The organism is Alkalihalobacillus sp. TS-13, assembly GCF_019720915.1.
Lineage (GTDB): Bacteria > Bacillota > Bacilli > Bacillales > Fictibacillaceae > Pseudalkalibacillus.
Window position 1 is genome coordinate 2,217,572 of the sequence record NZ_JAHKSI010000001.1, and the last position, 22,115, is coordinate 2,239,686.

Sequence of the window (22,115 nt, forward strand, 5' to 3'; positions counted from 1 at the left end):
AATGATGTCTAGCTCAGTCTAGCTCATCGACCAGTCACTTGGATCACTTCAAACTTCCTGTGGCGGTCGACACATTGATTGACACCCTTATGAGTGAACCCACACAGAACCAAGTTTTTGTTTGGTTCGAGCCTCCTCGTCCGTTTTCCAGTGACCTTCGTAACTAATCGGGTCGCTTCCGCTTTTCGGTTACCCGCGGAAAGGGAGTGAGTTTGGCAAAATAAAGAAAAAACTCCACTTCAAAACAAGTGGAGAGTGAGATGAACTTCTTATGGTTCACGCTCCCTAGTTTTGTTTAATGAGGGGTGGGAATTGCGAACCCTCGACATTTTAAATTCAATGGATAAAGTCTGTTATACTATAGAATAAATGATATCAACACAGTTGGAAAGGGGTATCTCTTTTGAAAACATCTACCATCCTCTACACTTGTATCGGTTTTTTAGCCGGTGCCTTACTTACGAAACAATTAAGTTCACGTAAGATCACACCTGAAGCTGCACTGAACAAGGTCAAAAAGAATGTGCCTGCAAGAGTGAGCGGCTCCTGGATTTATACAACAAAGGAACCAGCAGATTTAAACGGTCTGTCCTATGACGTCTATAGAGGCGGATTCACACGCTCAACCTCATCTGGTGAAGAACATTTCCTTTTTACAGTAGATGCAGATACCGGTTCTGTACTTGAAGTCTCTAGTACAACTATATAATTCACGACACAAACATATGAATGACAATTAAAAGGGGCGACTCAAAAACGTGAGTCAGCCCCATTTTTCATTAGTTGAATGTGTGCTTTTGTCCGTATAGATTGTTTCCAATCATGAAGCGAGAAGAAGAATACACCTGGTTACCCCATACGAACATCAAGTACGCTGGTACCAAGAGGATAAGTGCATGCAATGACATGACCCAGCCTAAGTTCATCTTCTTTCCAAGATGGTCGAATTGCTCTTTGTAATTCGTCAATGTGTCATTTTGGAAGGCACCGACTTCAGTAGCAGTCAACATCTTATCATTTGTTGCATCGTAGTAGACTGTTTCTTTACGGTCAAAAGTGAAGATATTATCACGTACGGTCTTGAATTCTGCAAGACCTGCATAAACCGTAATTGGACCTGAAGCTTCTTCTCCTTCTTCTGCTTTAGGAGTGACTTCGACCTTTGTAAGATTGGATAGCGGTTCAAGACTACCATCCTTGTAATCATAATATTCGTCTTTCATAAACTTTTTCGTAGCTTCTTTCATACCCTTTGGTGCGTCTTCGGCGGCAAGTACGCCTGCTCCACCAGAAACCAAAAGTGTTAAAGCCATCACAGCGGCTGTGAGTTGCTTAAACATATCTATCATTCCCCTCCTAAACGTCAAATGAGCCAATTAATATATTACACTATTATTACTCAGAAAATCTATGTTAATTGTAACAGGTTTCTGTAAAAAATGTGACGGTTTTCTCCATCCATTTTCTTACAAACTGCATAAATGTGACAAATTTATGATCATTTATCACGGTGTACCTTTGCAATGATTTCACCTTGCTCATCGAACTTGACTGCACGGTAAATCGCATCGTGATAAAAAGTGAACCAAGCATCCTCTTCCATACCTTTACTGATCCATTCTTGCTTTTGACCGATTGAGGTCATTGGATAATCATCATACGCAAGAACCCATAGAGGATTTTTATGAGCATGGGTAGGCATCAAATCTGCCATGTGGAAAAGCTTGTCTTCCCCTTGTTCAAAATAAATGATCGAATGACCATCACTATGGCCGCCTGTATGGATCATATTGAGTCCTGGCAGAACCTCTACACGCTCCCGATACGTTTCCACCTGGTTCTCGATTCCCTTCCAGTTCATTTCCCAATATGTATTTTTTGAACGGATATTCGGCTTTCTCATTTCTTCCCACTCTGTTTCAGAAGTGTAGATCGTTGCATTTTTAAACGTGGAAACAAGCTTATCGCCATCCTTTTTCGTCAAACCACATGCATGATCGAAATGCATATGGGTCATCAAAACAAGATCGATATCATCCGTTGTAAGGTTGAAGTGAGCCAACTCATGATCAATATGTGATTCTTCATTCACACCATAATTTCTCTTCTGTTTATCTGTAAGCTTATTGTTCCCCATCCCGGATTCGATTAAAATGTTCTTCCCTTCATATTGAAAAAAGATCGGATCGGTTCGAAGTTCGATTTGATTTGTTTCGTTGACAGGATACTTTTTGCTCCATAACGGCTTAGGGACAACTCCAAACATTGCTCCGCCATCCATATGAGTTACTCCGCCATTCAGCCAGTGTAGTGTTACATCTCCAAATTGAAGCGTTTCCATGTTTGTTCACTCCTTCTACTCTATCTAAAAATCATTGTAGCATATCAAGTGAGAAGAAGGCGCATTTTTGAATGCTTAATGCGTCCGGTATTCAGCTTCACAACGATAGATCCGATTGCCCATCGCCGAAAATTTCTCCTCATATTCTGTCATCACGTTTCCTATAAAATCACTCCGGTGCAAATCCAGACTGACGTTGTTCAGAATCAATCTGTATTTCGAAAAACTATGGAGGGAGTATTCAAAAAGCCCTTGATTATCCGTTTTGAAATGTATATCTCCACCAGGTATCAGCACTTCTTCATACGCTTTCAAAAAGGATTCATGGGTCAACCTGCGTTTTTCATGGCGATTTTTCGGCCACGGATCAGAAAAATTCAAATAGACCCGATGAACTTCTTCTTTATCAAAAAAATTGATGAGATGCATCGCATTTACATTGATCAGACGGGCATTTTTTTGCCCTGATTCACTAATTTTATCAATCGCAGAGACGATGATGCTTTTCTGTCTTTCAATTCCGATAAAGTTAGCATTTGGGTGCAATTTAGCCATTTCTGTAATGAATTGTCCTTTTCCTGTCCCTACTTCAATGCAAATCGGATTGTCGTTTTCAAAAATTTCATGCCATTTACCCTTCCAGTTTTCTGGATTAGATACCACAACTTGTGGATTGTCATCTATTTTATCTTGTGCCCATGGTTTATTTCTAAGACGCATTCGTTCAAACCCTTTCTATTTACATAGTCCTCGGATATTTTACCATGAATGACAACTGAAAATGAACATCGCTTGAATTTATTTTAGATTGTGATTTTTACAATTATATACTGCAGAAATTTTTTAAAGCGAAATTTGCGACACTCCTGCGGAAAAAAGCGAGCCAGGCGAGACCCCACAGCGAACTAAGGATCTTCGTCTATAATAATGAACTTCGACTAAATACCACCGTCCTATGGTGAACGTCGAAGTCAGTACATCCTGTACAAGTACGTCCTGTGGTGAACGTCGTAAGGAAAGCTTCTAAGAATTCTCATCGCAGACACGAAAATGATTTCATTTTTGTGTTGAGATCCTATGCAAGTGAGTGAGGAGGCTCGCGAAAGTGGGTTAATACAGGGAAGTGATGTCTAGCTCAGCGACCAGTCACTTGCATCACTTCAAACTTCCTGCGGCGGCAACACATTGATTGACATCCTTATGAGTTAGCCCACGCAGAACCAAGTCTTTGTTTGGTTCGAGCCTCCTCGTCCGTTTTCCAGTGACCTACGTGCCTAACCGGGTCGCTTCCGCTTTTCGTTTGCCCGCGGAAAGGGAGTGAATTTCGAAGAAACAAATTTCACTTATAGTATACGGAGGAGTATGGGAGAGTATTTTGGAGTATTTATTAACATAAAGGACCTGTTCTCGATCGAACTACTGACAGCGTATCACATCACGTTCTATACCAATTATAGCCATTAGGGTGGAAAACGCTTTCAAAGGTAAGATTGTAATTGTTAAAAAAAACACTATAGGAGTGGTTTAACAAATTCATGATTATTCTCAAAAAGACCTTGACGAAAACAGCAGAAGTGACAGTACTAACATTGTTCAGTGGATTATTTGCGGGCTATGCCTTAGCAGTATATCCGTTCGAACGCATCGCTCAAAAGCAATCAATCCGTGCACAAAAAGTAAAAATCAAGTACGCTTCACAGTACTAAAAGATAAATAAGGGAAGATCTTGTCGTGACCCAATTACCTGGTTCAAGGCAAGGTCTTTTTCATTTCATGCAGCAATAGACGTATGAAACCACATTCTCTATGGAATATTGACAATACTAAAACAATTTAATGGAAAAGATGAAAATAGTATATCGAGCAAGTACAATTAAAGAAATGAGTCTGTTTGGAAGCTCCATCCAAGTTTCCAAAATCAACAATAAAAAGGTGAGGGATTTCATGCAAGACTTTTTGATTTTCTGGGCTCCACCAATTGTCTTGATCATTGCAATTGTCGGTCTTTTCATCTGGGGTGCTAAAAAATAATCGGATAAAGAAACCATATTGACGTATCCTAAGTGCAAAATGACGTGAAAGGATGCGTGATCAATGCCGTTACAAGTTAGCGATCAACTATCATTGCTTGCGGATATTATAAGAAGCCACCAATTGGACCAATGTGGGTCAACTTCAGAGTGTCAACAGTTGGAACGTCTAACGAATTCTCTCCTCCAAAACCCACAAACACCGCTTGAACTTCGAGAGACCTTGATGGCAATCCAAACATACAGTCAAAACGGTGGACAGTCTCCATCACTGGATCAGCATATTATCCAATCAAATGGTGATCTGAACCAATGGATGAATGTAATCGATAATATGTAAGGGTAATTTAAATTATTGTATTGTGTAAAATCAGTAGTAACCGAGGGCTCCTCCTCGTTGCCAGATTTCAACTAGCTCGCTTTTCCCGCTGGAGTGCCGCAATTTCGCTTATAAATCCATTACTCTGAGCCATACTTGACCGAATTCTCCATAAAAAAGGAGCTGACACAATAGAAAAGTGTCAGCCCATTTTTATATTATCAATGATAAATTTGTTTATCCAATTGAACGAGGTAATTCATCCAATATTTTGCTTGTTCTTCCTGTCCGCGTTCACAATGCCAGTAAATCGACTCGATTGTTTGGGCTACGATATACCAGTGCATTCTTATTTTTAACGAACGTGTCAATGGGATGCCATAGGAACGCAGCCATTGATCCCATTCTTCATCAGGAACATACCAATAAAGCAGCATAGCAAGATCCAACGCCGGGTCAGCAATCATCGCGCCATCCCAGTCAATCAGAAACAATCTATTCTGATCTGAAATAAGCCAATTATTATGGTTCACATCACCATGACAAACAACAAATTGGTCCGTTTGGACTTCACCGATATGAGTTGATAAATAATCCAAATAAGGTTCTATTTCTTTCTGATATTGATTGTTTTGTTGTGTCCGATGGAATAGTTCCTCTAATACAGCTTCAGGCGTCAAGGGTTGTTTTCCTATCCTGCGTAACATTGAAAGCAATTCTTGTGAACGATGAATTTTGGAAAGCAGTTTCGCAACTAACTGTTGGTTCATCTCTGCAGCTTTAAGCTCTCTACCGTTCAACCAGTGTTGAGCAGTTATGACGTCCCCATTTTCCAACCGCTTTGTCCATAAAAGCTTCGGAACGATCCCCTCTGCCGATAATACAGCAAGGAATGGTGACGAGTTTCTTTTCAAGAAGATTTTCTCTTCTCCATATTGTGCGATATAGGCTTCACCGGTTGCACCACCCGCAGGCTTGACCTGCCAGCCGCTTCCTAATATGTGTTTCAATACGTTCACCTTCGATTTCATCATTCTATCTTTATTATCGGCTTAGACAATCCATTTCAAATACTCAAACACGATAAATCTGTACAGATATAATATTTTAACATATAAATGCCTGTTCAAAAAGTCGCTATTTAGAAACAAGTAGTACAAGGCACGACGGTTTTGAGGACCGGAAGCGTATGGTCTCAATACGTTAGGATCAGAAAAACCAAGTAACGAAGTAATACGCCGTTTATCAAGAGATGACATTTTGAATTCCCTAATAAATGCCTGTTCCAAAAAGTCGAAATCACTACCTGCTAACCAATACCCGATTATCAATCACTTAACCATTAACCGTCTTGGGTGGACTCTGATCTTGATTGGTGTGGAACCGATAAGTTCCCCATCAGCATGCATCGTTAATGGAACACTTGATTCTACGTCCATTTCTTTCCCTTTCAGCAACGTGACTTCTTTTAATTTCGTATGTAAACCCAGGAAAACGGTACCGAATAAAAAGAAAAGCTTTTTCCTGGATAGGTTATGGACGATGCAGATATTCAATAGACCATCATCCGGTCTTGCATCTGGACATATCTTCATTCCACCGCCATAGTATTGGATATTAGTCGTTGCGACGAGCCATACATTACTAAAATCATGTTCTAATCCGTCTACTTTTATTTTCAAATGGGACGGTTCGTATTTCATCGTTAATTTTAAAACTGTGATTATGTATGATAAAGACCCAAGTCCAACTTTATTCAAGATCCCCTTATATTTCGATTCGTTTGTCCGTTTTGCCACTTCCCCATCAAAACCGATACCAATCGAACTGGTAAACAAGTTGGCTTTGTGTTTCCGATTGCCAAGGCGATACTCTCCTAAATCATATCGTCTGATTCTCGCTTTTTTTGAAGTGATATGTATAAGTGCTTGAATCGTATTTCTTGGTATTTTGAAGCCTCTAGCAAAATCGTTACCCGATCCTGCTGAGATGAAAGAAACCGGTATTTCAGGATACTGACTCAACCCGTTGATGACCTCATGCATCGTTCCATCTCCCCCAACTGTTACGATCCCTTTCAAGTGTTCATGATGAATATGGGACATTTGTTGAGCGATATCTTTTCCATGGCCCACCCTTTGTGTAAAGAAACTTCGATAGGGAATGTTCTGCTTTTGCAATTCCCGCTTTACTTTTTTCCAAACCTTTTCCCCTTTGCCGTTTCCAGCCTTGGGATTGATGATGAATATATAGAACTTTTGCATTTGCAGCCACTCTCTTCCAATGGTCTTATTCTTTTTTCAACAAAATGTCCTAATTTCCCTTTTTATGTGCAAAAAAATGTCAATTTAACACGATTTATAAGGACGCTGTACCATCTAGCTTTTCAATACACCCATCCGTCATTCGGAGTTTTTCAGATCCCCTTGTTTCTCATCCGACTCCCATTCTGGTCGGGAAAAAGCTGTGGTTACACATTGCTCTAAAATCATTTTAGCAGCTTTCAGTTGCTTGAATTTAAGTGGACTCGGCTGCTTTTTCAACCTATTTTTCCAATTATCGAAATTGGTCTGATCGATCACTCGGATATATGAAGGGATGTTTGTTCTGTTAACATAGGCATTATACGTAAGGATGACATATGTAAGATTCATTTCAGTCGATTCTGTATCGATGACCGACTCTATGAAATAGTTCATTCTTTGGACAGCAGAGGTAGGATTGATCACCTTACGCTCGTCCCCGTCTTTCTCACATTTCCAAAAACGGTCTTTAGACGCATGAACAACTTCCCCATTGCTAGTTTCTAACATGACAATGGCATGGATTGAATCAGGTCCCAATAAGAGGACATCCAATTGTGTTTGTGCTTTTTTAACTTGAATAACCGGTTTATAAAGAACCAGGTAGTTATCGGGCACTTCTTTTAAAAGGAACCGGAGGAACCTGTCTTTTTTGAGCGATACACTGATTCTTGAGGTTTCTCTGATCGTTGAACTCGCCCATTTCAGCTGGAATTGAAACAGTTCTTCCCGAAAGTCTTCTTTTAATTCGGAAAAAGTACGATCATCCCGATTGACGCTTCCTTCATCAATCACTTCAATTTCGGTTTCTCTCCGTTTTCGTTTCCACCACTTTTTTCCGTCAGATTGGTTTTCCACTGCATGCTGTAATTCAACTGTCTCCTGGGCATTCTCCCAATTCGTTTTTACGCGATGCCACCGATCACGTTTCAACCTGGTATATTGTCCTGTATATCGAAATACGTCTTGTTCATATCTTGAAATACAATCTTCTAACTTGATCAAATGTGCCAATCTTGTTCACCTGCCTTTAAATCCATAAAGCTACAATCGGAATGAGAATGGAGGCGACCAAAGCTGAAATCGTCATCGCCACTGAGCTTATCGCTGCCGCTTGACTGCCATATTCGAGTGCTTTCGAAGTTCCGATGGCATGGGAAGCTGCTCCCAGTCCCAATCCTTTCGATATATCATTTTTTATATTGAACCATTTGAACAAATACGGGGCGAGGATCACACCTCCAACACCAGCAACCATAACGAACACGATAACAATAGAAGGCATTCCCCCGGACACTCTCGTGATCTCCATTGCTACAGGTGTCGTAACCGATTTAGGTAAAAGAGACAAAATGACGTTTAGCGATGTGCCGATCATCTGCGCAAAAAACAATCCGGAAAAGATACCAACACAAACACCAGTAACAATACTTATAAGAAGTGGAAAAGTATGGCGCTTCAACAATCCACGATTTATATACAAAGGATAAGCTAGAGCTACAACTGCAGGCCCTAACAATGTGTCTATCCACTCGGTCCCGACCATATATCGATCGTAAGAAAAATCAAATAGTATTAAAAAAACAATGATCAATATTGTAGCTGTCAAAATCGGAACCAGGAAAGGGTGTCTCCATCTTTTATAAATCACAAGCCCTAATACATACGATCCGATTGTCAGTACTATAAATGCGATGTCTATCATGCTATGTTTCATTCGAACCCTTCTTTAGTCCCTTTGACATGAATAGATCCAACATTTTACTAGAGATAACGATCACTAGAACCGTGCTGGCAAGCACAGCAGGAATGAGCAGCAACCCTTTTCCTTTGAAAACATACCCGAACTGCATCACACCAACAGTCACAGGGATAAAGAATAGGGTGAGATGTGCAAGCATGAATCGGCTCCCCTGTTGTATCCATTTTAAAGGAAAAATCTTTGTGACAAGCAGAAGGAATAGGAGAAGCATTCCGATAATACTGCCTGGAATCATAAGATCGAGGACACTCTGAATCCATATGCCTGCTAAGTACAAACCATAAAGTACAAAAACTTGCAAGATAATGAGCAGAGCTTTCATCATCCTTCTAGCGACTCTCCGATTTGAAAACGATGGTATGGAACGTACATCGGCTCTTTACCTGGATGAATCTCATATAAAATGATTTCTTCAACTTCCCAGCTTCTGCTGATCAATTCCTTTGGTTTCGGCAGATTTTCATAGGATATTCCTTGAAAATCACCGCCCCACCTTTTTCCGATTGTAATGTGCGGTCGATAAGGTTTCGAATCGACATCGAACCCAGCGGCAAGGCAAGCCTGCTTCGTCTGCTCTTGTAACTCCACAAGCGTTTCAGACCGGTCAATACCCAGCCAGAATACACGCATTGTTTTCGGATTGCCGAAATACCCCGAGCTTTTTAGAGTTAAAGTGAAGGTTGGAGTCTGGATCTTGTTGATTTCGTGAATGAGTTGCTCAAGCTCATTATCCGGTGATGCACCTAGAAATTGCAGGGTGATGTGATAATCACCCAAGCTGGTCCATTTTTTCAGAGGGAGCAAGGGCTTAAGGTCTTGTGCATAGCTGTGAATTTCCTTTTGTATTTCATATGGTATCGGAACTGCAAGAAAAGTATGGAGTGCCATTGTTCGAACCTCCGCAACAAAGTTATCATAAGTCTAACAAAAACAGGGCATGACTGGAATACAAATGAATGTATCATACAAAAACATTTAATTAGAGTGGTTTACTTGGATTTGTTATAATAAGCTGGAATAACAGAAGAAAAAGGACGTGTTTTTAAATGCGTGTTGTAAATAGTATAGCTGATTTGATAGGAGATACACCATTCGTAAAATTAAACCGTCTGCCAGATCCGAACGGTGCAGATGTTTATGTGAAATTGGAAGCATTCAATCCAAGCGGAAGCATTAAAGACCGAGCAGCCTATAACATGCTTACAGAAGCAGAAAAAAAGGACCTCTTGAAGCCAGGTTCCACAATCATCGAACCAACTTCCGGAAACACTGGAATTGGCCTAGCAATGAATGCTGCGGCAAAAGGATACAAAGCAATCATTGTGATGCCTGATACGATGACCCAGGAACGCATCAATCTTTTAAAAGCCTATGGAGCAGAGGTTGTATTAACACCAGGTGATGATAAGATGCCAGGCGCAATCGATAAAGCAAAGGAATTAGCAGAAGAAATCCCGAACAGTTACATGCCGATGCAATTTGAAAACCCTGCAAATCCAGATGCACACCGTACGACGACAGCAATCGAAATCCTGGATGCAGCTAAGCACATTGGAAAAAAATTCTCTACATTCGTGGCACCTGCAGGTACGGGTGGAACGATCACAGGTACTGGAGAAACTTTGAAAAAACACCTGCCGGATATTGAGATTAAAGTCGTCGAACCAGAAGGCTCACCTGTCCTCTCAGGCGGAAAACCAGGGAAACACAAATTGGTAGGAACAAGTCCAGGGTTCATTCCAGAAATACTGAACCAAGAGGTGTATGACGAAATTGTCCGGATCAAGGATGAAGAAGCGATCGAGACGACCCGTCAACTTGCAAGTGAAGAAGGAATTCTAGTCGGACCCTCCTCAGGTGCTTCTGTATATGCCGCTCTTCAGGCTGCTAAGAAGCTTAGCCCAGACGAAGTCGTCATCGCCATTACCTGTGATTCAGGTGAACGATACCTTTCAAGCGACCTGTTTGATTTCGGAAAAGAGTAAAAATAGAGGGAAAAGAAGGATCGTTTCTTTGGGGGAACGATCCTTTTTTATTCGTTTTGGGGGATCGTGACGAATCTTTTTAGGGAGTTGAGTAAATTCTCAAGGCAGCTTGAGCAATTTTTGATGTAACTTGAGCAATTTTTGCCAGAACTTGGGCAATTCAATAAAATATACCTGCACACTCGCCTGGACAAATCACAAAAAGACTGCGCAACCACAACTTCCGGTTAAGCAGCAGTCTTTGACGACAAAACTTAATTTTTCCTCAGGCAGCTTTATGAGGCAGCACCTTCAAATTTACGAAGAGCAGCAGTAATCCGATCGTCGTCAGAATTCCAAAGAAAAGATACATCGCGAATAGCGAAAATGCATCATAGATGATTCCACCCACGAATGTACTGAACCAGCTTCCAAGTCCATTTCCCATTGAGCTGTATAAAGCTACTGCGGTCGCTTTCACGTCATTAGGAGCGATTTCACGGACATATTGAAGGGCAGCGGGTATAAATAAGCCGATTGAAAACCCTTGTGCGATCGTTGTCGCATAAACAGCGAGGAGACTCGGTTCTGTGAAATAGAAGAGCCATCTTAGCGCCGATATGAGAGCTGCAGCAATCAGAATCTGCTCGATTCCAAGCTTGCGGATCCAACTTCCCGAAAACTTCATGAAAGGAGCTTCACTTCCTGCAGCAAGTAAAAAGGCGATACCGACACCCGCCAATGTCCCGCCGATTTCCTGAATATAGAGGCCGAAATAAAAGTTATTCGATTGGATGGGACCGAATACGCAAAATGTCGTCAATAAAAATAAGACGAACTTTGGCAATTTGAAAAGCTTTGCGACGCCCGTTCGCAGATCCACTTTTAACGAGTTGCTTTCCTTCGGCATCGATAGAACAAAGATCGTACAAATGAATAAAGCTCCTGCAAAACAGTAGAATATAAGGCTTAAACCTAACGTCTCGGCAAGATTACCCATAACATAGACCGCAATGGCAAAGCCTAAGGCTCCCCATAATCGCAGATTCCCATAATCTCTGTTTTTCGCCATCACATAGTTCAAGGTGATGCTGTCAGACACGGGTACGATTGCGCTTTGGAAGATTGCAAGCGTTATAGAAATCGCAATAAGTGCGAGGTAACTTTCCATCAAGACAAAAGGGAGAGCGACCAATCCGCTCATCACCAATGTGAAGATCAATACAGCTCTTGGTTTTCTCGTATAATCACAAATGACTCCCCAGATCGGCTGCGCTATAATCATGACAACTGGACTGACCGACATGATCGCCCCAATTTGGGTTCCCGTCAATTGAACTTCCTGTTTCAAGTACACACTTAACAGGGGAAAAAGCGTTCCATATCCAAAAAACATGAAAAAATAAAACAAGCTGAAATTCACGGATGTCTTTTCAATTCGCTGCATAATAGATCTCCTGCCTAATCAAACATTATGTATCAATCTCTGTTGATTGTATCGCAACTCCTCAAAAATTCAATCAGAAATGCTCGGAGACTTTCTATGAGAGAGGTCACCTTCGAGAAGAAATTCATAGCCGTTATCCATAACATAAACGATCGTAAGGCTGGTATCATGAATATAAGGAGGATCCCATAGTCTTTCCATAGATCGATTTTTAAAGTAAGCAAACAAACATTTGATGATGACTGAGTGAGTCACCATCAGGACCCTTCCTGAAGTGTTTTCTGTAATAATTCGATTTACTGCTTCAGCAGCCCGGTTGAACAAATCCGTAAAATTTTCACCACTTTTTGATTCATAAAGATGCGGTGTCTCCCAAAAAGACGTGTAGGCTGCAGGGTATTTTTCACTTAGTGTCTGATGGGTTTCCCCTTCCCAATCCCCCATATGTATTTCTTTCAACTTATCTTCCAATATAATTGGCGTATTCTTGTTATTACGAATGATTTTTGCGGTATCAAGTGTTCTTTTACTTGGACTTGAATAAATAGAAGAAAAATTGATATCAACCAATCTATTACCGAGTGCCCTTGCATTTTCTCTTCCATTTTCGGTAAGTTCAGAATCACTCCACCCCTGCATTCTTTTCTGTACATTCCATTCAGTTTCCCCGTGTCTTGTTATGTAAAGTTCTAACATATCTATCCACTCTTTTCTATTAGGTCTACTGATCATGTTTAACTATTTTTCTCTATCTAGACCGCCAGTCCTTCTTTTAGATATCCTGTTAGACTTCTTCTTGGCTTTACAGACTACATACCTTCATAAAAAGAACAAGCCGAACAAAAATGTCCACCTTGTCCTTCGTCCATTCACTTCGCCAATTCGTAGATCGCTTGGGCATAGATTGCGGTTGCCTTCATCAGACTATCGATATCGGCGTATTCATCCTTTTGGTGGGCGATTTCCTCTGCACCAGGGAACTGTGCACCAAATGCGACACCCGCATCTAGAGAACGGGCATATGTCCCTCCACCGATGGAAATCAAATAACCATCCTCCCCTGTTTGTTGCTCGTACACATCCATCAGCTTCTTGATCAATTCATGATCTTTCGGCACATGATGAGGGGGCAAATGTTCGATTTCAATCAATTCATACCCGAATTTTTCTCCGGCATCTCTTAATATCGCTAGTGTCTTGTTAAAAACATGGGATACAGGATAACGAAGATTCAAGCCAAAATGGCCTCCCTCTTCTGCCTTATAGCTCATGATTCCTGTATTCATCGTCAATGGTCCTGTAATATCGTCCGAATCCTTGATACCCATTTTTGTTCCATCCGTATCATCGGTCAGATACTCATTGGCTAACCGCATGAATTTCTCCGCTTGTCCTTCAATTGGATATCTTGATAAAAAGGATACCAAGAACAGCCCTGCATTCTTTCCTTTTTCAGGCTTACTTCCATGATAGGATACGCCTTCCATGACCATTTTGTATTGTCCATTTTTCTCTTGTATGTTGCCATTCAATTCACGATCCGAAAGGAAAGAATTGAATTCTTCCTCGAGTGACTCAAGGCCGTTTCCTTCTAAAACCGCTTCCGCATAATCCGGTACCATGTTCAACCGTCTCCCTGAATCGAAGGAAACAAGATGGACGTCACCGCATTCAGTAGCATTCACTTCTATTTGTTTCCACTCACAATCGAATAAACCTTTTTCGGCATATATGATCGGAAAGCTTGCATCTGGTGCGAAACCCATCGTCGGCATTTCCTCATGCTTGAAATAATGCTTCACACAGGTCCAGTTGCTTTCCTCATCTGTTCCAATGATCATTCTTACCCGTCTGTTCAACTCAAGACCTAAGTCTTTGATGATTTTCATCGCGTAGTATGCTGCCATTGTAGGTCCTTTATCATCGATGGCTCCTCTTGCATAAATTCGACCGTCTCTGATTTCTGCTGCAAATGGATCCGAACTCCAACCGTCCCCAGCAGGTACAACATCGATATGGCAAAGGATTCCGATTAACTCTTCCCCTTTTCCGAATTCCAAATGACCGGCATAACCGTCAAGATTTTTACTTGAAAAACCGTCCGCTTCTCCTTTTTCCAATAGATGGACTAGCGTACGCTGAATCCCTTCTCCGAAAGGAGCACCTTCTTTGGCAGTTTCAGGATCGAGGGTAGACTCAAACCGTAATAGATTCTGTAAATCCTTTAAGAAATCGGCTTTTCGCTTTTCTACTTCATTTTTCCAATCAATCATATAGTCACACCCCTCTGATCATTAAGAAGCTTTGATTCTTTCGTACGTTTCACGATCACAGATGACGAACAACCTTGCATGTGCAGGAATAGCTTCATGCCTCCTGCGATTGATATCCATCTTTTCCCCATCTGCGATTAAGGTTGCTCCCTCTTTGATCAATTCGTCAAAAGCATCCTGATAGATTTCCCAGTGCGGCTTTCGATTGATTTCATAAAGGTTATCCCCGATACCACGGCTCATCAGCTGGCTGTATATTTTTGAAATTCCGTTTGAAATCGCTGAACGGACAGCCAACCGTGAAATCGTCTCGTTGGATAGGATGAACTCGTCTACTTTTACATGGCGGAAGTTTTTGATATGGCTCTCATTCAAGATTTCAACGGTGCTATGGATATCTGGAGAAAGGCTTTCAATCGTCGTAACAATCAATAATGTCTTTCCGTCCGTAAGCAGAGGATCTTTGATTGTATCATCGGCAAAGAGCAATACTGACTTTGCTCCTGGTAGATTCGCCTGAAGGAGTACCTCTTCATGTGCCGCGTCCCCCTGGATGTAATGAACATTTTCATGCAGATAAGGTGACTTCGGTAATTGATCGATGATGACCACCTCATCGATTTCTTCTGATTGTAAAATTTCTTCTATCGCGAATCGCGCTTTTTGCGACCACCCAATGATGACAATATGTCCTTCGTATTTATAGTCCAACAACCCTTCCTCCTTCCTGCGCCTGATCATTCCAAAACCATCCACTACTTTTCCGATGACAACTCCAATCAACCCAATACCGATTATGTATAAAAAAACAGCATAGATACGACCTCCGACAGAACTTGGGTAGAAATCCCCATAGCCGACAGTCGTTACTGTTGTCATTACCCACCAAAAGGCATCGAATGGGTTGGAAAATGTCTCTGGCTCGATCAAGCCCATGATCCACGTACTTCCAATAATTAATATCAGGCTTGATAAAAAAATGAAAAAAGTATTCAATTTTATGACACTTACCCAAAAACGTTTTAATAGTAACACAGCTTTCCTCCTTCCTTTACGACAATAACACAAATTATGGATACATACTTTGAATTATTCACAGAATTATTATACAATATTTCTAACTAGGAGGTGGGGGATCGTTATTATGCGAAATCCACTTAAAAATGAGAAGTACAGTGGATTATTGCGGAAATCTGACTTGGAAGGGCAGTCAGTCACATCTCTTTTTCATCAGTTTCCTATGACAAGCGCTTTTTGGCCAGTGTATCTGCAATTATAATTTTTTGAATATTTAAACAAAACATTAATATTATATTAACACTCAGTGGGTACACTGAAGTTGTAAGGTAGCAGTGCAAAAAAGGTAAGGAGTGGTTGTTTGAGTCCTTCGACTGAACGTATGTTGAACCGTGTTAAAGCGATCTATATGTTTATCAATGAAAGTGGTACGGTCACAACACAACAGCTTGTCGACGAATTCGGTACGACACAAAGAACGATTCAGCGAGATTTAAACGTACTAACGTACAATAACTTGGTGTCAAGTCCAACAAGGGGAAAATGGCAAACAACATCTAAAAAAGTGAAATTAGCCTAAATGAATGAATTTGGCAAAGCCATATAAGTGTAAAGAAACTGGCACCAACCTCGATGAACCCATTGAGATTGGAGCCAGTTTTTTTGATTGGGTGTTCACTAAAAGTTTGTTGCTAATGGAATGTTGTAAAGAAAGATGCTGAAAACCTATTGGCAACTGAAATATACGAGACTCCTTCGGGACCAGCAAGCCAGGCGAGACCCCGCCTTTTTAAAAAGGATCTTCGACTATAATAATGAACTTCGACTAAATACCACCACGTCCTGTGGTGAACGTCGAAGTCAGCAGAAGGAAAGCTTCTTAGAATTCTCATCGCAGACACGAAATCATTTTTGTGTTGACATCCTGCGCAAGTGAGCTGAGGAGGCTTGCGTAAGTAAGTAAATGGATCACTTCAAACTTCCTGCGGCGGTCGACACATTGATTGACATCCTTATGAGTGAGCCCACGCAGAACCAAGTCTTTGTTTGGTTCGAGCCTCCTCGTCCGTTTTCCAGTGACCTACGTGCCTAACCGGGTCGCTTCCGCTTTTCTCTAGCGCGTGGAAAGCGAGTATTTTCCAAAAACAACAATCCATACGAAAACAGCCTTTTGATTTATCCAGCGTTCACCGCTTGCTACCTTGGATAAATTTCATTCATACTCTCAACCAGATGATCTTTAAAGTGATTTGGCACGATGATGTGCTCTGGACCCAAGTCCATTGTTTCCTCGAGTCGCATGAACCGGTTCTCCTCGGATACAAGCTTCGCCCAGAATCCTTCTGCAAGCGCTAGTCCTACGACCCTTCTTTGATCCCAGTCAATGACGATATCGATTACTTTTCCTAACGTCTCATCACTATCTGTTTTGACTTTTTTGCCCACGATTGACGAAGTTGCAATCGATTCGACTGGATCATGAAGCTGTTGCTCAACTCCTGTTACACTAACATAATGCTCTGTCAGCTCCGTGACATCTTTGAAAGAGATATAACGTGTTTCTTTGTGGTAACTTTTTGAAAAGGTATCTTCTGCTGTTACTGGCGGTGTATTTGTTGCAGCCTGACCTCCAGCACTATTGACCACATTGTCCATGGATGACTCGATACGGTTCGGCTCATCAAACTTTTCCGGATTCTTTTCTACAAAAAGAAGATAATCTAAATCATACGTTTTCTTATTTAGAAGCAAATCCTCTACTTTTCTTTTCGATGATTCTTCATTTTCGTTCGTTACGATTTTCTGATTGAGGATATCTTTACCGAATATCAGCATATTAGATTCTCCTTTTTTTCAAGTATGTTTAGATTATTACCCTTCTAGAGCGGGTATAAAACTCTCAGGGACGTGGAGAATCGTTTTCTAACAGCTTGATTTCATCTGTTGTTAGCAGTCGGTATTGCCCCGACGAAAGAGACGGGTCCAGTTTCAATGATCCCATTTGCAGTCTTTTCAAATAAGTGACCTTTTTACCAACTGCTTCAAACATTCGCTTCACTTGATGAAATTTGCCTTCCGTAATTGTCAACTCGATTTCAGACTGTGTGTCACTTATAAGGATTTTCAGCTCAGCTGGCTTTGTTACATATCCATCATCGAGCTCAACACCCTTCTTAAAAAGGGAACGATCGTCTTCACTTACAGTGCCATCGATTTTTGCATAGTATGTTTTCGGTACATGTTTTTTGGGAGCTAGCAACCGATGGGAAAGCTGGCCATCGTTCGTTAATATCAATAAACCTTCTGTATCTTTATCGAGACGGCCCACTGGAAATGGTTGATGTAAAGCCACTTCTTCCCCTAAGAGATCCACGACCGTCTTATGATGATTGTCTTCTGTAGCAGATATGACACCATTCGGTTTATTCATCATTACATATATGTGTTTTACATAATGCACAATTTCCTCACCGACTGAGATCGTATCCGTTTCAGGTTCAACGTGAGATTTTCCATCCTTCAAGATTTCACCGTTCACTTTTACCAGACCGTTTTTGAGCAGTTTCTTAACTTCTTTGCGACTTCCGTAGTTCATATTTGCTAATAACTTGTCGATCCTCACGCAAAAACCTCCCAACAAATGTAAAAATGTAGCTTATTTTTTCCATTTAAGTGTATAATAAAATAAAAATAGTCCAAAAGGAGGGGTACCATTGAAACAATCAATCGGCTTACTTGCTACTGGCAGAAAAAAATTGGACCATCCTGCACCTGTGCTTGAATTTTATACAAGCCCATTGTTCCAAAAATCAGTGCAATATGCAAAAGGACATTATGATCGTTTCTATTTTTATAATGCAAAAGACGGACTACTTTTACCTGATCAGACATTGGAGCCCTATGATCTGTCTATCAAGACATTTTCTATCATGGAAAAGAAGGTGTGGGCTAGAAATGTAATCGATACATTTTTGAAGTATGAATCCCCTGAAGAGGTCATCGTTTATCTCCATGGCGGAAAAGTATATCGTGATCATTTGGAGCCACAACTCGAGCAAAAGGGCTATGCATATGAGATACCAATGAAAGGACTTGGCATTGGTCAACAACTGGCCTGGTTTGATAAACAATTGAGCAACTCGGAATAATAATGTAATTTTTATTCCAGAAGAAAAGGCCTTTCGGAAAAGGCCTTAATTTGAACGTGCTTTTTTACGTTTGAAGATCCGTTCGATTCGGTCACCGAAAATGTGTTGTAGGAGCCCCGAGAAGTGACTCATATAGAGGTAGACCCCTGCTCCTGTCAGTACACTTACCAGCAGAACGGATAAGGAAGTAAAGGTATGGCTATAATCAGTCCCTACGATTGATTCAACTCCCCATTTGGCAAGAATGACCGCAATCATCATCAATCCGATGAACATCCCAATCAAAATAATACGTTTGAATACCGGTCTGAATTGATATTTAGCATATTTTTTGATGATCAAGACATTGATCACAATTGATAGAATATAGCCTAAATTGGTACCGATGATCGCACCTGCTATACCTATATTCGCAATCAAGATATAGTTCAGGCTCAATTTCACGAAAATCCCCATCATCAGACTATATACAGCAAATTTTTGTTTATTGATTCCCTGGAGGATTGCTGCAGTCACTGTGAATAATGCAAAAAGAATGGCTGTCGGCGCGTACCATGAAAGAACCTCTCCACCGATTTCTATGTTTTTTGAAAACAGCAACGAGTATGCAGGTAATCCTAGCAATGCAAGCCCCACTCCAGCTGGCACTGTCAAGAACAGGACAATTTCGAAAATTTTTGTAATCTGACTTTGCAGAACTGAAAAGTCTTTCTTTGTGTAAAGCGTTGTTATCAAAGGGATGACGGTCAATGCAAGTCCCGTCGCTAATGAAACCGGAATCATGATCAACTTCTGAGAATAAGCCTGCAGAACAGCATAGTAGGATTCAGCTCTCGCTAGATCATAGCCGAATCCGCTTCGAAGCGCATTCGTAATCGTAAATTGATCGATGACCTGATAGATTGGAATCGCTAATCCAACCGCTACGAAGGGAATCGCATATTGAATCAGTTCCTTATACATCTTCGGTAGTGAAACCTTGTGATCGATGCTACCTTTCATCAGTTTATCCAAATGCGGTTTCCGCTTTTTCCAATACCAGAGCAGAATGATCAATGAGGCTAAAGCACCGACAAACGCTGCAAACGTTGCGAAGCCGACTGCTGTACTGATTTCACCATTGAATACAACTATGACTAAAAACGCACTGACCAGGATGAAGCCGACGCGGACGATCTGCTCAATCACCTGTGACAATCCTGTAGGTCCCATCGATTGGAATCCCTGGAAGTAACCTCTGATCAAGCTCATGATCGGGACGATGATGAGGGCTGTAGAGACTAGACGGATCACCATCGTGACATCTTCAAACGAGTTCCCATCGGTTCCTTCTTTGCTACTGATCAATATGGTCGCAATCCATTCGGCTAAAGAGAATAAAAGGAGAAACGCGAAGAAACCACTGATTGTCATCACAATCAGCCCTGACTTCAAAAGCCGTCTTCCGGTCACATAATCCCCTAACGCATTATATTTTGAAACGAACTTCGAGACCGCTAATGGTAGTCCCAGAGTGGAAATACTTAAGAAAACCGTATAAGGGGTGTACGCATAACTATAAAGTGCCCCACCGGAAACCTCATCCGTCTCCACTAACCATTCGAACGGGATGACAAAAATCAACCCTAGAAATTTCGAAAAGAAAGTAGCCGCTGTTAAAATCAACGTGCCACGTATCAACTTTGACATATAACGTTCCAACTCCCAATGCCATTTCGTATAATCCTATGTATTTTACCATAGTATGATAGCTTTCGCTAAAGCTTTTCTTTAAGGTGTCGGTCTTGGAGTGAACTCTATGTTCGGCAGCCATAATAATGGTGTATCGTCGTCAATCTCCTCGAGCATCGTCGAGGTGAGAGCGATATGAAAAAGAGCTTGAGCCTCTTGCTCCAGGAGCAGCTTACCGGCATGATCATTTTTGAAAAGCAGTGCACGCTCTTCTCCGCTGTTAAGTTTGAAACAAAAAACATGGCCCTTCATCTCCTCGTCATATAACCATACATAAGAATACCCTCTATTGTCGATCTGAACGAGTTGATCAAATTTTGGAAACGATAGTAATAATACAGGAGTTCCTTTAAAAGTAGACCATCCGCCATCTTCTGGCATATAAGCTTCTGTCATAGATGGGGTGTATTGATTGTCCATAGATCGAACAAGCCTCCTTGCTCCAATTTCTATAACATTTGGAACACGTACTATAAACATGGTATCTTACAGATTAGATAAATAAAAGTAGGTGTACTTATGAAATACGATGTCATTATCATAGGCGGCGGTCCTTCGGGTTTGATGGCAGCTGTTGCAGGTGCTTCAAACGGTGCCTCCGTCTTATTGGTCGATAAAGGAGATAAACTTGGCAGAAAGCTTGCCATTTCTGGCGGCGGCCGGTGTAATGTCACAAACCGGCTTCCGATTGAAGAAATCATCAAACACGTGCCCGGAAACGGTAAATTCCTCTACAGTGCCTTCAACATCTTCAACAATGAAGACATCATCGCCTTTTTCGAAGGGCTTGGAATCCGTTTGAAGGAAGAAGACCACAGGCGTATGTTCCCCGTGAATGACAAGGCGCAGTCTGTAGTTGATGCCATGCTAAAGAAAATCAAAGAGCTGGGTGTTGACATCCGTACAAAAACCGAAGTCAGCAAAGTAATCTATGAAGATAAGAAAGCAAAAGGAATTCATTTGAAGAATGGCGAAAAAATATATTCCAGAGCAGTGATCATCGCAGTTGGAGGTAAGTCTGTACCGCATACAGGTTCCACCGGGGATGGTTATGCATGGGCAAAAGATGCCGGCCATACGATTACTGATCTTTATCCAACTGAAGTTCCGCTTACTTCGGACGAAAGATTCATTAAAGAAAAGACCCTTCAGGGATTGTCCCTTCGTGATGTCGCCTTAAGTGTCCTGAAACCGAATGGCAAACCGATCATCACCCATCGGATGGACATGATCTTCACTCATCTCGGAATTTCCGGTCCCGCAGTACTCCGCTGTAGTCAATTCGTCGTCAAAGCATTGAAAAAGAGTAAAGATGGGTACGTCCCGATGAAGATTGATCTCCTTCCGGACAAAAACGCAGAAGAAATTTTCCAGGAATTAACGGCTATGTTGAAGGATGAACCAAAAAAGGCGATCAAGAACGTTTTGAAAGGATGGATTCCAGAGAGGTACCTCCACTTTTTGCTTGAGAAAGCGGAAATCAGCCTTGATACGGTGTACAGTCAACTCTCACATTCCGCTTTACGCGAGTTCGCCAATCTTCTAAAGGGATTCACTTTCAAAGTGAATGGATCTTTACCGATTGAAAAAGCTTTCGTAACAGGAGGAGGGGTTTCGACAAAGGAAGTAGAACCACAGACGATGCGGTCAAAATTCGTTTCGAACTTGTATTTTTGCGGTGAAATCCTGGACATCCACGGCTATACAGGAGGTTACAACATTACGTGCGCATTCGTGACCGGACATCTTGCAGGCACGAATGCAGCAAAAGATTAACAT

Annotated in this window: 25 protein-coding genes; 8 read left to right on the forward strand and 17 right to left on the reverse strand. The window is 41.3% G+C overall.

The window, feature by feature from the left end; genetic code table 11:
* Positions 1 to 403 precede the first annotated feature (403 nt).
* A complete protein-coding gene (locus tag KOL94_RS10840) occupies positions 404 to 709 on the forward strand; it encodes a PepSY domain-containing protein (protein WP_221566443.1) in 306 nt (101 codons plus the stop codon).
* Between the two features lie 70 nt (positions 710 to 779).
* Here KOL94_RS10840 and KOL94_RS10845 read toward each other — a convergent pair whose 3' ends face one another.
* The 3 genes from KOL94_RS10845 to trmB all read right to left on the reverse strand — a co-directional run bounded on the left by KOL94_RS10845 (position 780) and on the right by trmB (position 3,061).
* On the reverse strand, positions 780 to 1,340 hold the full coding sequence (locus KOL94_RS10845) for a hypothetical protein (protein WP_221566444.1): 561 nt from the start codon (positions 1,338 to 1,340) through the stop codon (positions 780 to 782).
* 158 nt (positions 1,341 to 1,498) lie between these two features.
* The gene (locus KOL94_RS10850) at positions 1,499 to 2,341 is read right to left on the reverse strand and encodes a YtnP family quorum-quenching lactonase (protein WP_221566445.1); all 843 of its coding nucleotides are present in this window, start codon (positions 2,339 to 2,341) and stop codon (positions 1,499 to 1,501) included.
* Positions 2,342 to 2,416: 75 nt separating this feature from the next.
* The gene (trmB, locus tag KOL94_RS10855) at positions 2,417 to 3,061 is read right to left on the reverse strand and encodes a tRNA (guanosine(46)-N7)-methyltransferase TrmB (RefSeq protein WP_221566446.1); all 645 of its coding nucleotides are present in this window, start codon (positions 3,059 to 3,061) and stop codon (positions 2,417 to 2,419) included.
* Between the two features lie 815 nt (positions 3,062 to 3,876).
* Between trmB and KOL94_RS10860 the strand changes: the two genes are divergently transcribed.
* The 3 genes from KOL94_RS10860 (at position 3,877) to KOL94_RS10870 (ending at position 4,711) form a co-directional block, all read left to right on the forward strand.
* Positions 3,877 to 4,047, forward strand: a complete 171-nt coding sequence (locus tag KOL94_RS10860) for a hypothetical protein (RefSeq protein ID WP_221566447.1) — start codon at positions 3,877 to 3,879, stop codon at positions 4,045 to 4,047.
* A gap of 238 nt (positions 4,048 to 4,285) precedes the next feature.
* Complete coding sequence (cydS, locus tag KOL94_RS25875) at positions 4,286 to 4,372, forward strand: cytochrome bd oxidase small subunit CydS family protein (protein ID WP_396125444.1); 87 nt, start codon at positions 4,286 to 4,288, stop codon at positions 4,370 to 4,372.
* Between the two features lie 63 nt (positions 4,373 to 4,435).
* Positions 4,436 to 4,711 (forward strand): YtzH-like family protein, encoded by a 276-nt coding sequence (locus KOL94_RS10870; protein ID WP_221566449.1) that lies wholly within the window; start codon positions 4,436 to 4,438, stop codon positions 4,709 to 4,711.
* 200 nt (positions 4,712 to 4,911) lie between these two features.
* Here KOL94_RS10870 and KOL94_RS10875 read toward each other — a convergent pair whose 3' ends face one another.
* The 6 genes from KOL94_RS10875 to thpR form a co-directional block, all read right to left on the reverse strand.
* A complete protein-coding gene (locus tag KOL94_RS10875; protein ID WP_260412280.1) occupies positions 4,912 to 5,721 on the reverse strand; it encodes a phosphotransferase family protein in 810 nt (269 codons plus the stop codon).
* Positions 5,722 to 6,021: 300 nt separating this feature from the next.
* Positions 6,022 to 6,954, reverse strand: coding sequence for a diacylglycerol/lipid kinase family protein (locus tag KOL94_RS10880; RefSeq protein WP_221566450.1), 933 nt, complete (start codon positions 6,952 to 6,954; stop codon positions 6,022 to 6,024).
* 138 nt (positions 6,955 to 7,092) lie between these two features.
* Positions 7,093 to 8,007 (reverse strand): NERD domain-containing protein, encoded by a 915-nt coding sequence (locus KOL94_RS10885; RefSeq protein ID WP_221566451.1) that lies wholly within the window; start codon positions 8,005 to 8,007, stop codon positions 7,093 to 7,095.
* A gap of 16 nt (positions 8,008 to 8,023) precedes the next feature.
* Positions 8,024 to 8,710, reverse strand: coding sequence for an LrgB family protein (locus KOL94_RS10890; protein ID WP_260412281.1), 687 nt, complete (start codon positions 8,708 to 8,710; stop codon positions 8,024 to 8,026).
* Positions 8,700 to 9,056: a CidA/LrgA family protein gene (locus KOL94_RS10895; RefSeq protein WP_260412282.1), complete on the reverse strand. Its 357-nt coding sequence runs from the start codon at positions 9,054 to 9,056 to the stop codon at positions 8,700 to 8,702. Before KOL94_RS10895 ends, KOL94_RS10890 begins: the two co-directional genes overlap by 11 nt.
* Before the next feature lie 20 nt (positions 9,057 to 9,076).
* Positions 9,077 to 9,643: an RNA 2',3'-cyclic phosphodiesterase gene (thpR, locus tag KOL94_RS10900; RefSeq protein WP_221566453.1), complete on the reverse strand. Its 567-nt coding sequence runs from the start codon at positions 9,641 to 9,643 to the stop codon at positions 9,077 to 9,079.
* 158 nt (positions 9,644 to 9,801) lie between these two features.
* Here thpR and cysK point away from each other — a divergent pair, with 158 nt between their 5' ends.
* Entirely contained in the window at positions 9,802 to 10,740 is a 939-nt protein-coding gene (gene cysK, locus KOL94_RS10905) for a cysteine synthase A (protein ID WP_221566454.1), read from the forward strand.
* Positions 10,741 to 11,005: 265 nt separating this feature from the next.
* Here cysK and KOL94_RS10910 read toward each other — a convergent pair whose 3' ends face one another.
* The 4 genes from KOL94_RS10910 to KOL94_RS10925 form a co-directional block, all read right to left on the reverse strand.
* Entirely contained in the window at positions 11,006 to 12,166 is a 1,161-nt protein-coding gene (locus KOL94_RS10910) for an MFS transporter (RefSeq protein WP_221566455.1), read from the reverse strand.
* Positions 12,167 to 12,235: 69 nt separating this feature from the next.
* Positions 12,236 to 12,898, reverse strand: a complete 663-nt coding sequence (locus tag KOL94_RS10915) for a histidine phosphatase family protein (protein WP_260412283.1) — start codon at positions 12,896 to 12,898, stop codon at positions 12,236 to 12,238.
* Positions 12,899 to 13,035: 137 nt separating this feature from the next.
* Entirely contained in the window at positions 13,036 to 14,439 is a 1,404-nt protein-coding gene (pepV, locus tag KOL94_RS10920) for a dipeptidase PepV (protein WP_221566456.1), read from the reverse strand.
* A gap of 21 nt (positions 14,440 to 14,460) precedes the next feature.
* Positions 14,461 to 15,474 (reverse strand): potassium channel family protein, encoded by a 1,014-nt coding sequence (locus KOL94_RS10925; RefSeq protein ID WP_221566457.1) that lies wholly within the window; start codon positions 15,472 to 15,474, stop codon positions 14,461 to 14,463.
* Positions 15,475 to 15,817: 343 nt separating this feature from the next.
* Between KOL94_RS10925 and KOL94_RS10930 the strand changes: the two genes are divergently transcribed.
* On the forward strand, positions 15,818 to 16,036 hold the full coding sequence (locus tag KOL94_RS10930) for a DeoR family transcriptional regulator (RefSeq protein ID WP_221566458.1): 219 nt from the start codon (positions 15,818 to 15,820) through the stop codon (positions 16,034 to 16,036).
* A gap of 617 nt (positions 16,037 to 16,653) precedes the next feature.
* Here KOL94_RS10930 and KOL94_RS10935 read toward each other — a convergent pair.
* On the reverse strand, positions 16,654 to 17,292 hold the full coding sequence (locus KOL94_RS10935) for a PRC-barrel domain-containing protein (RefSeq protein ID WP_221566459.1): 639 nt from the start codon (positions 17,290 to 17,292) through the stop codon (positions 16,654 to 16,656).
* Between the two features lie 64 nt (positions 17,293 to 17,356).
* Entirely contained in the window at positions 17,357 to 18,079 is a 723-nt protein-coding gene (locus tag KOL94_RS10940; RefSeq protein ID WP_221566460.1) for a pseudouridine synthase, read from the reverse strand.
* 91 nt (positions 18,080 to 18,170) lie between these two features.
* On the opposite strand from KOL94_RS10940, the gene KOL94_RS10945 reads away from it, so the two are divergent.
* On the forward strand, positions 18,171 to 18,605 hold the full coding sequence (locus KOL94_RS10945) for a DUF6884 domain-containing protein (protein ID WP_221566461.1): 435 nt from the start codon (positions 18,171 to 18,173) through the stop codon (positions 18,603 to 18,605).
* Between the two features lie 45 nt (positions 18,606 to 18,650).
* Here the strand turns inward: KOL94_RS10945 and KOL94_RS10950 are convergent, their stop codons facing one another.
* Both KOL94_RS10950 and KOL94_RS10955 read right to left on the reverse strand, forming a co-directional pair.
* Positions 18,651 to 20,294, reverse strand: coding sequence for a putative polysaccharide biosynthesis protein (locus KOL94_RS10950; protein ID WP_221566462.1), 1,644 nt, complete (start codon positions 20,292 to 20,294; stop codon positions 18,651 to 18,653).
* Positions 20,295 to 20,375: 81 nt separating this feature from the next.
* Complete coding sequence (locus KOL94_RS10955; RefSeq protein ID WP_221566463.1) at positions 20,376 to 20,756, reverse strand: hypothetical protein; 381 nt, start codon at positions 20,754 to 20,756, stop codon at positions 20,376 to 20,378.
* A gap of 99 nt (positions 20,757 to 20,855) precedes the next feature.
* Between KOL94_RS10955 and KOL94_RS10960 the strand changes: the two genes are divergently transcribed.
* Complete coding sequence (locus tag KOL94_RS10960; RefSeq protein WP_221566464.1) at positions 20,856 to 22,112, forward strand: BaiN/RdsA family NAD(P)/FAD-dependent oxidoreductase; 1,257 nt, start codon at positions 20,856 to 20,858, stop codon at positions 22,110 to 22,112.
* Positions 22,113 to 22,115 lie beyond the last annotated feature (3 nt).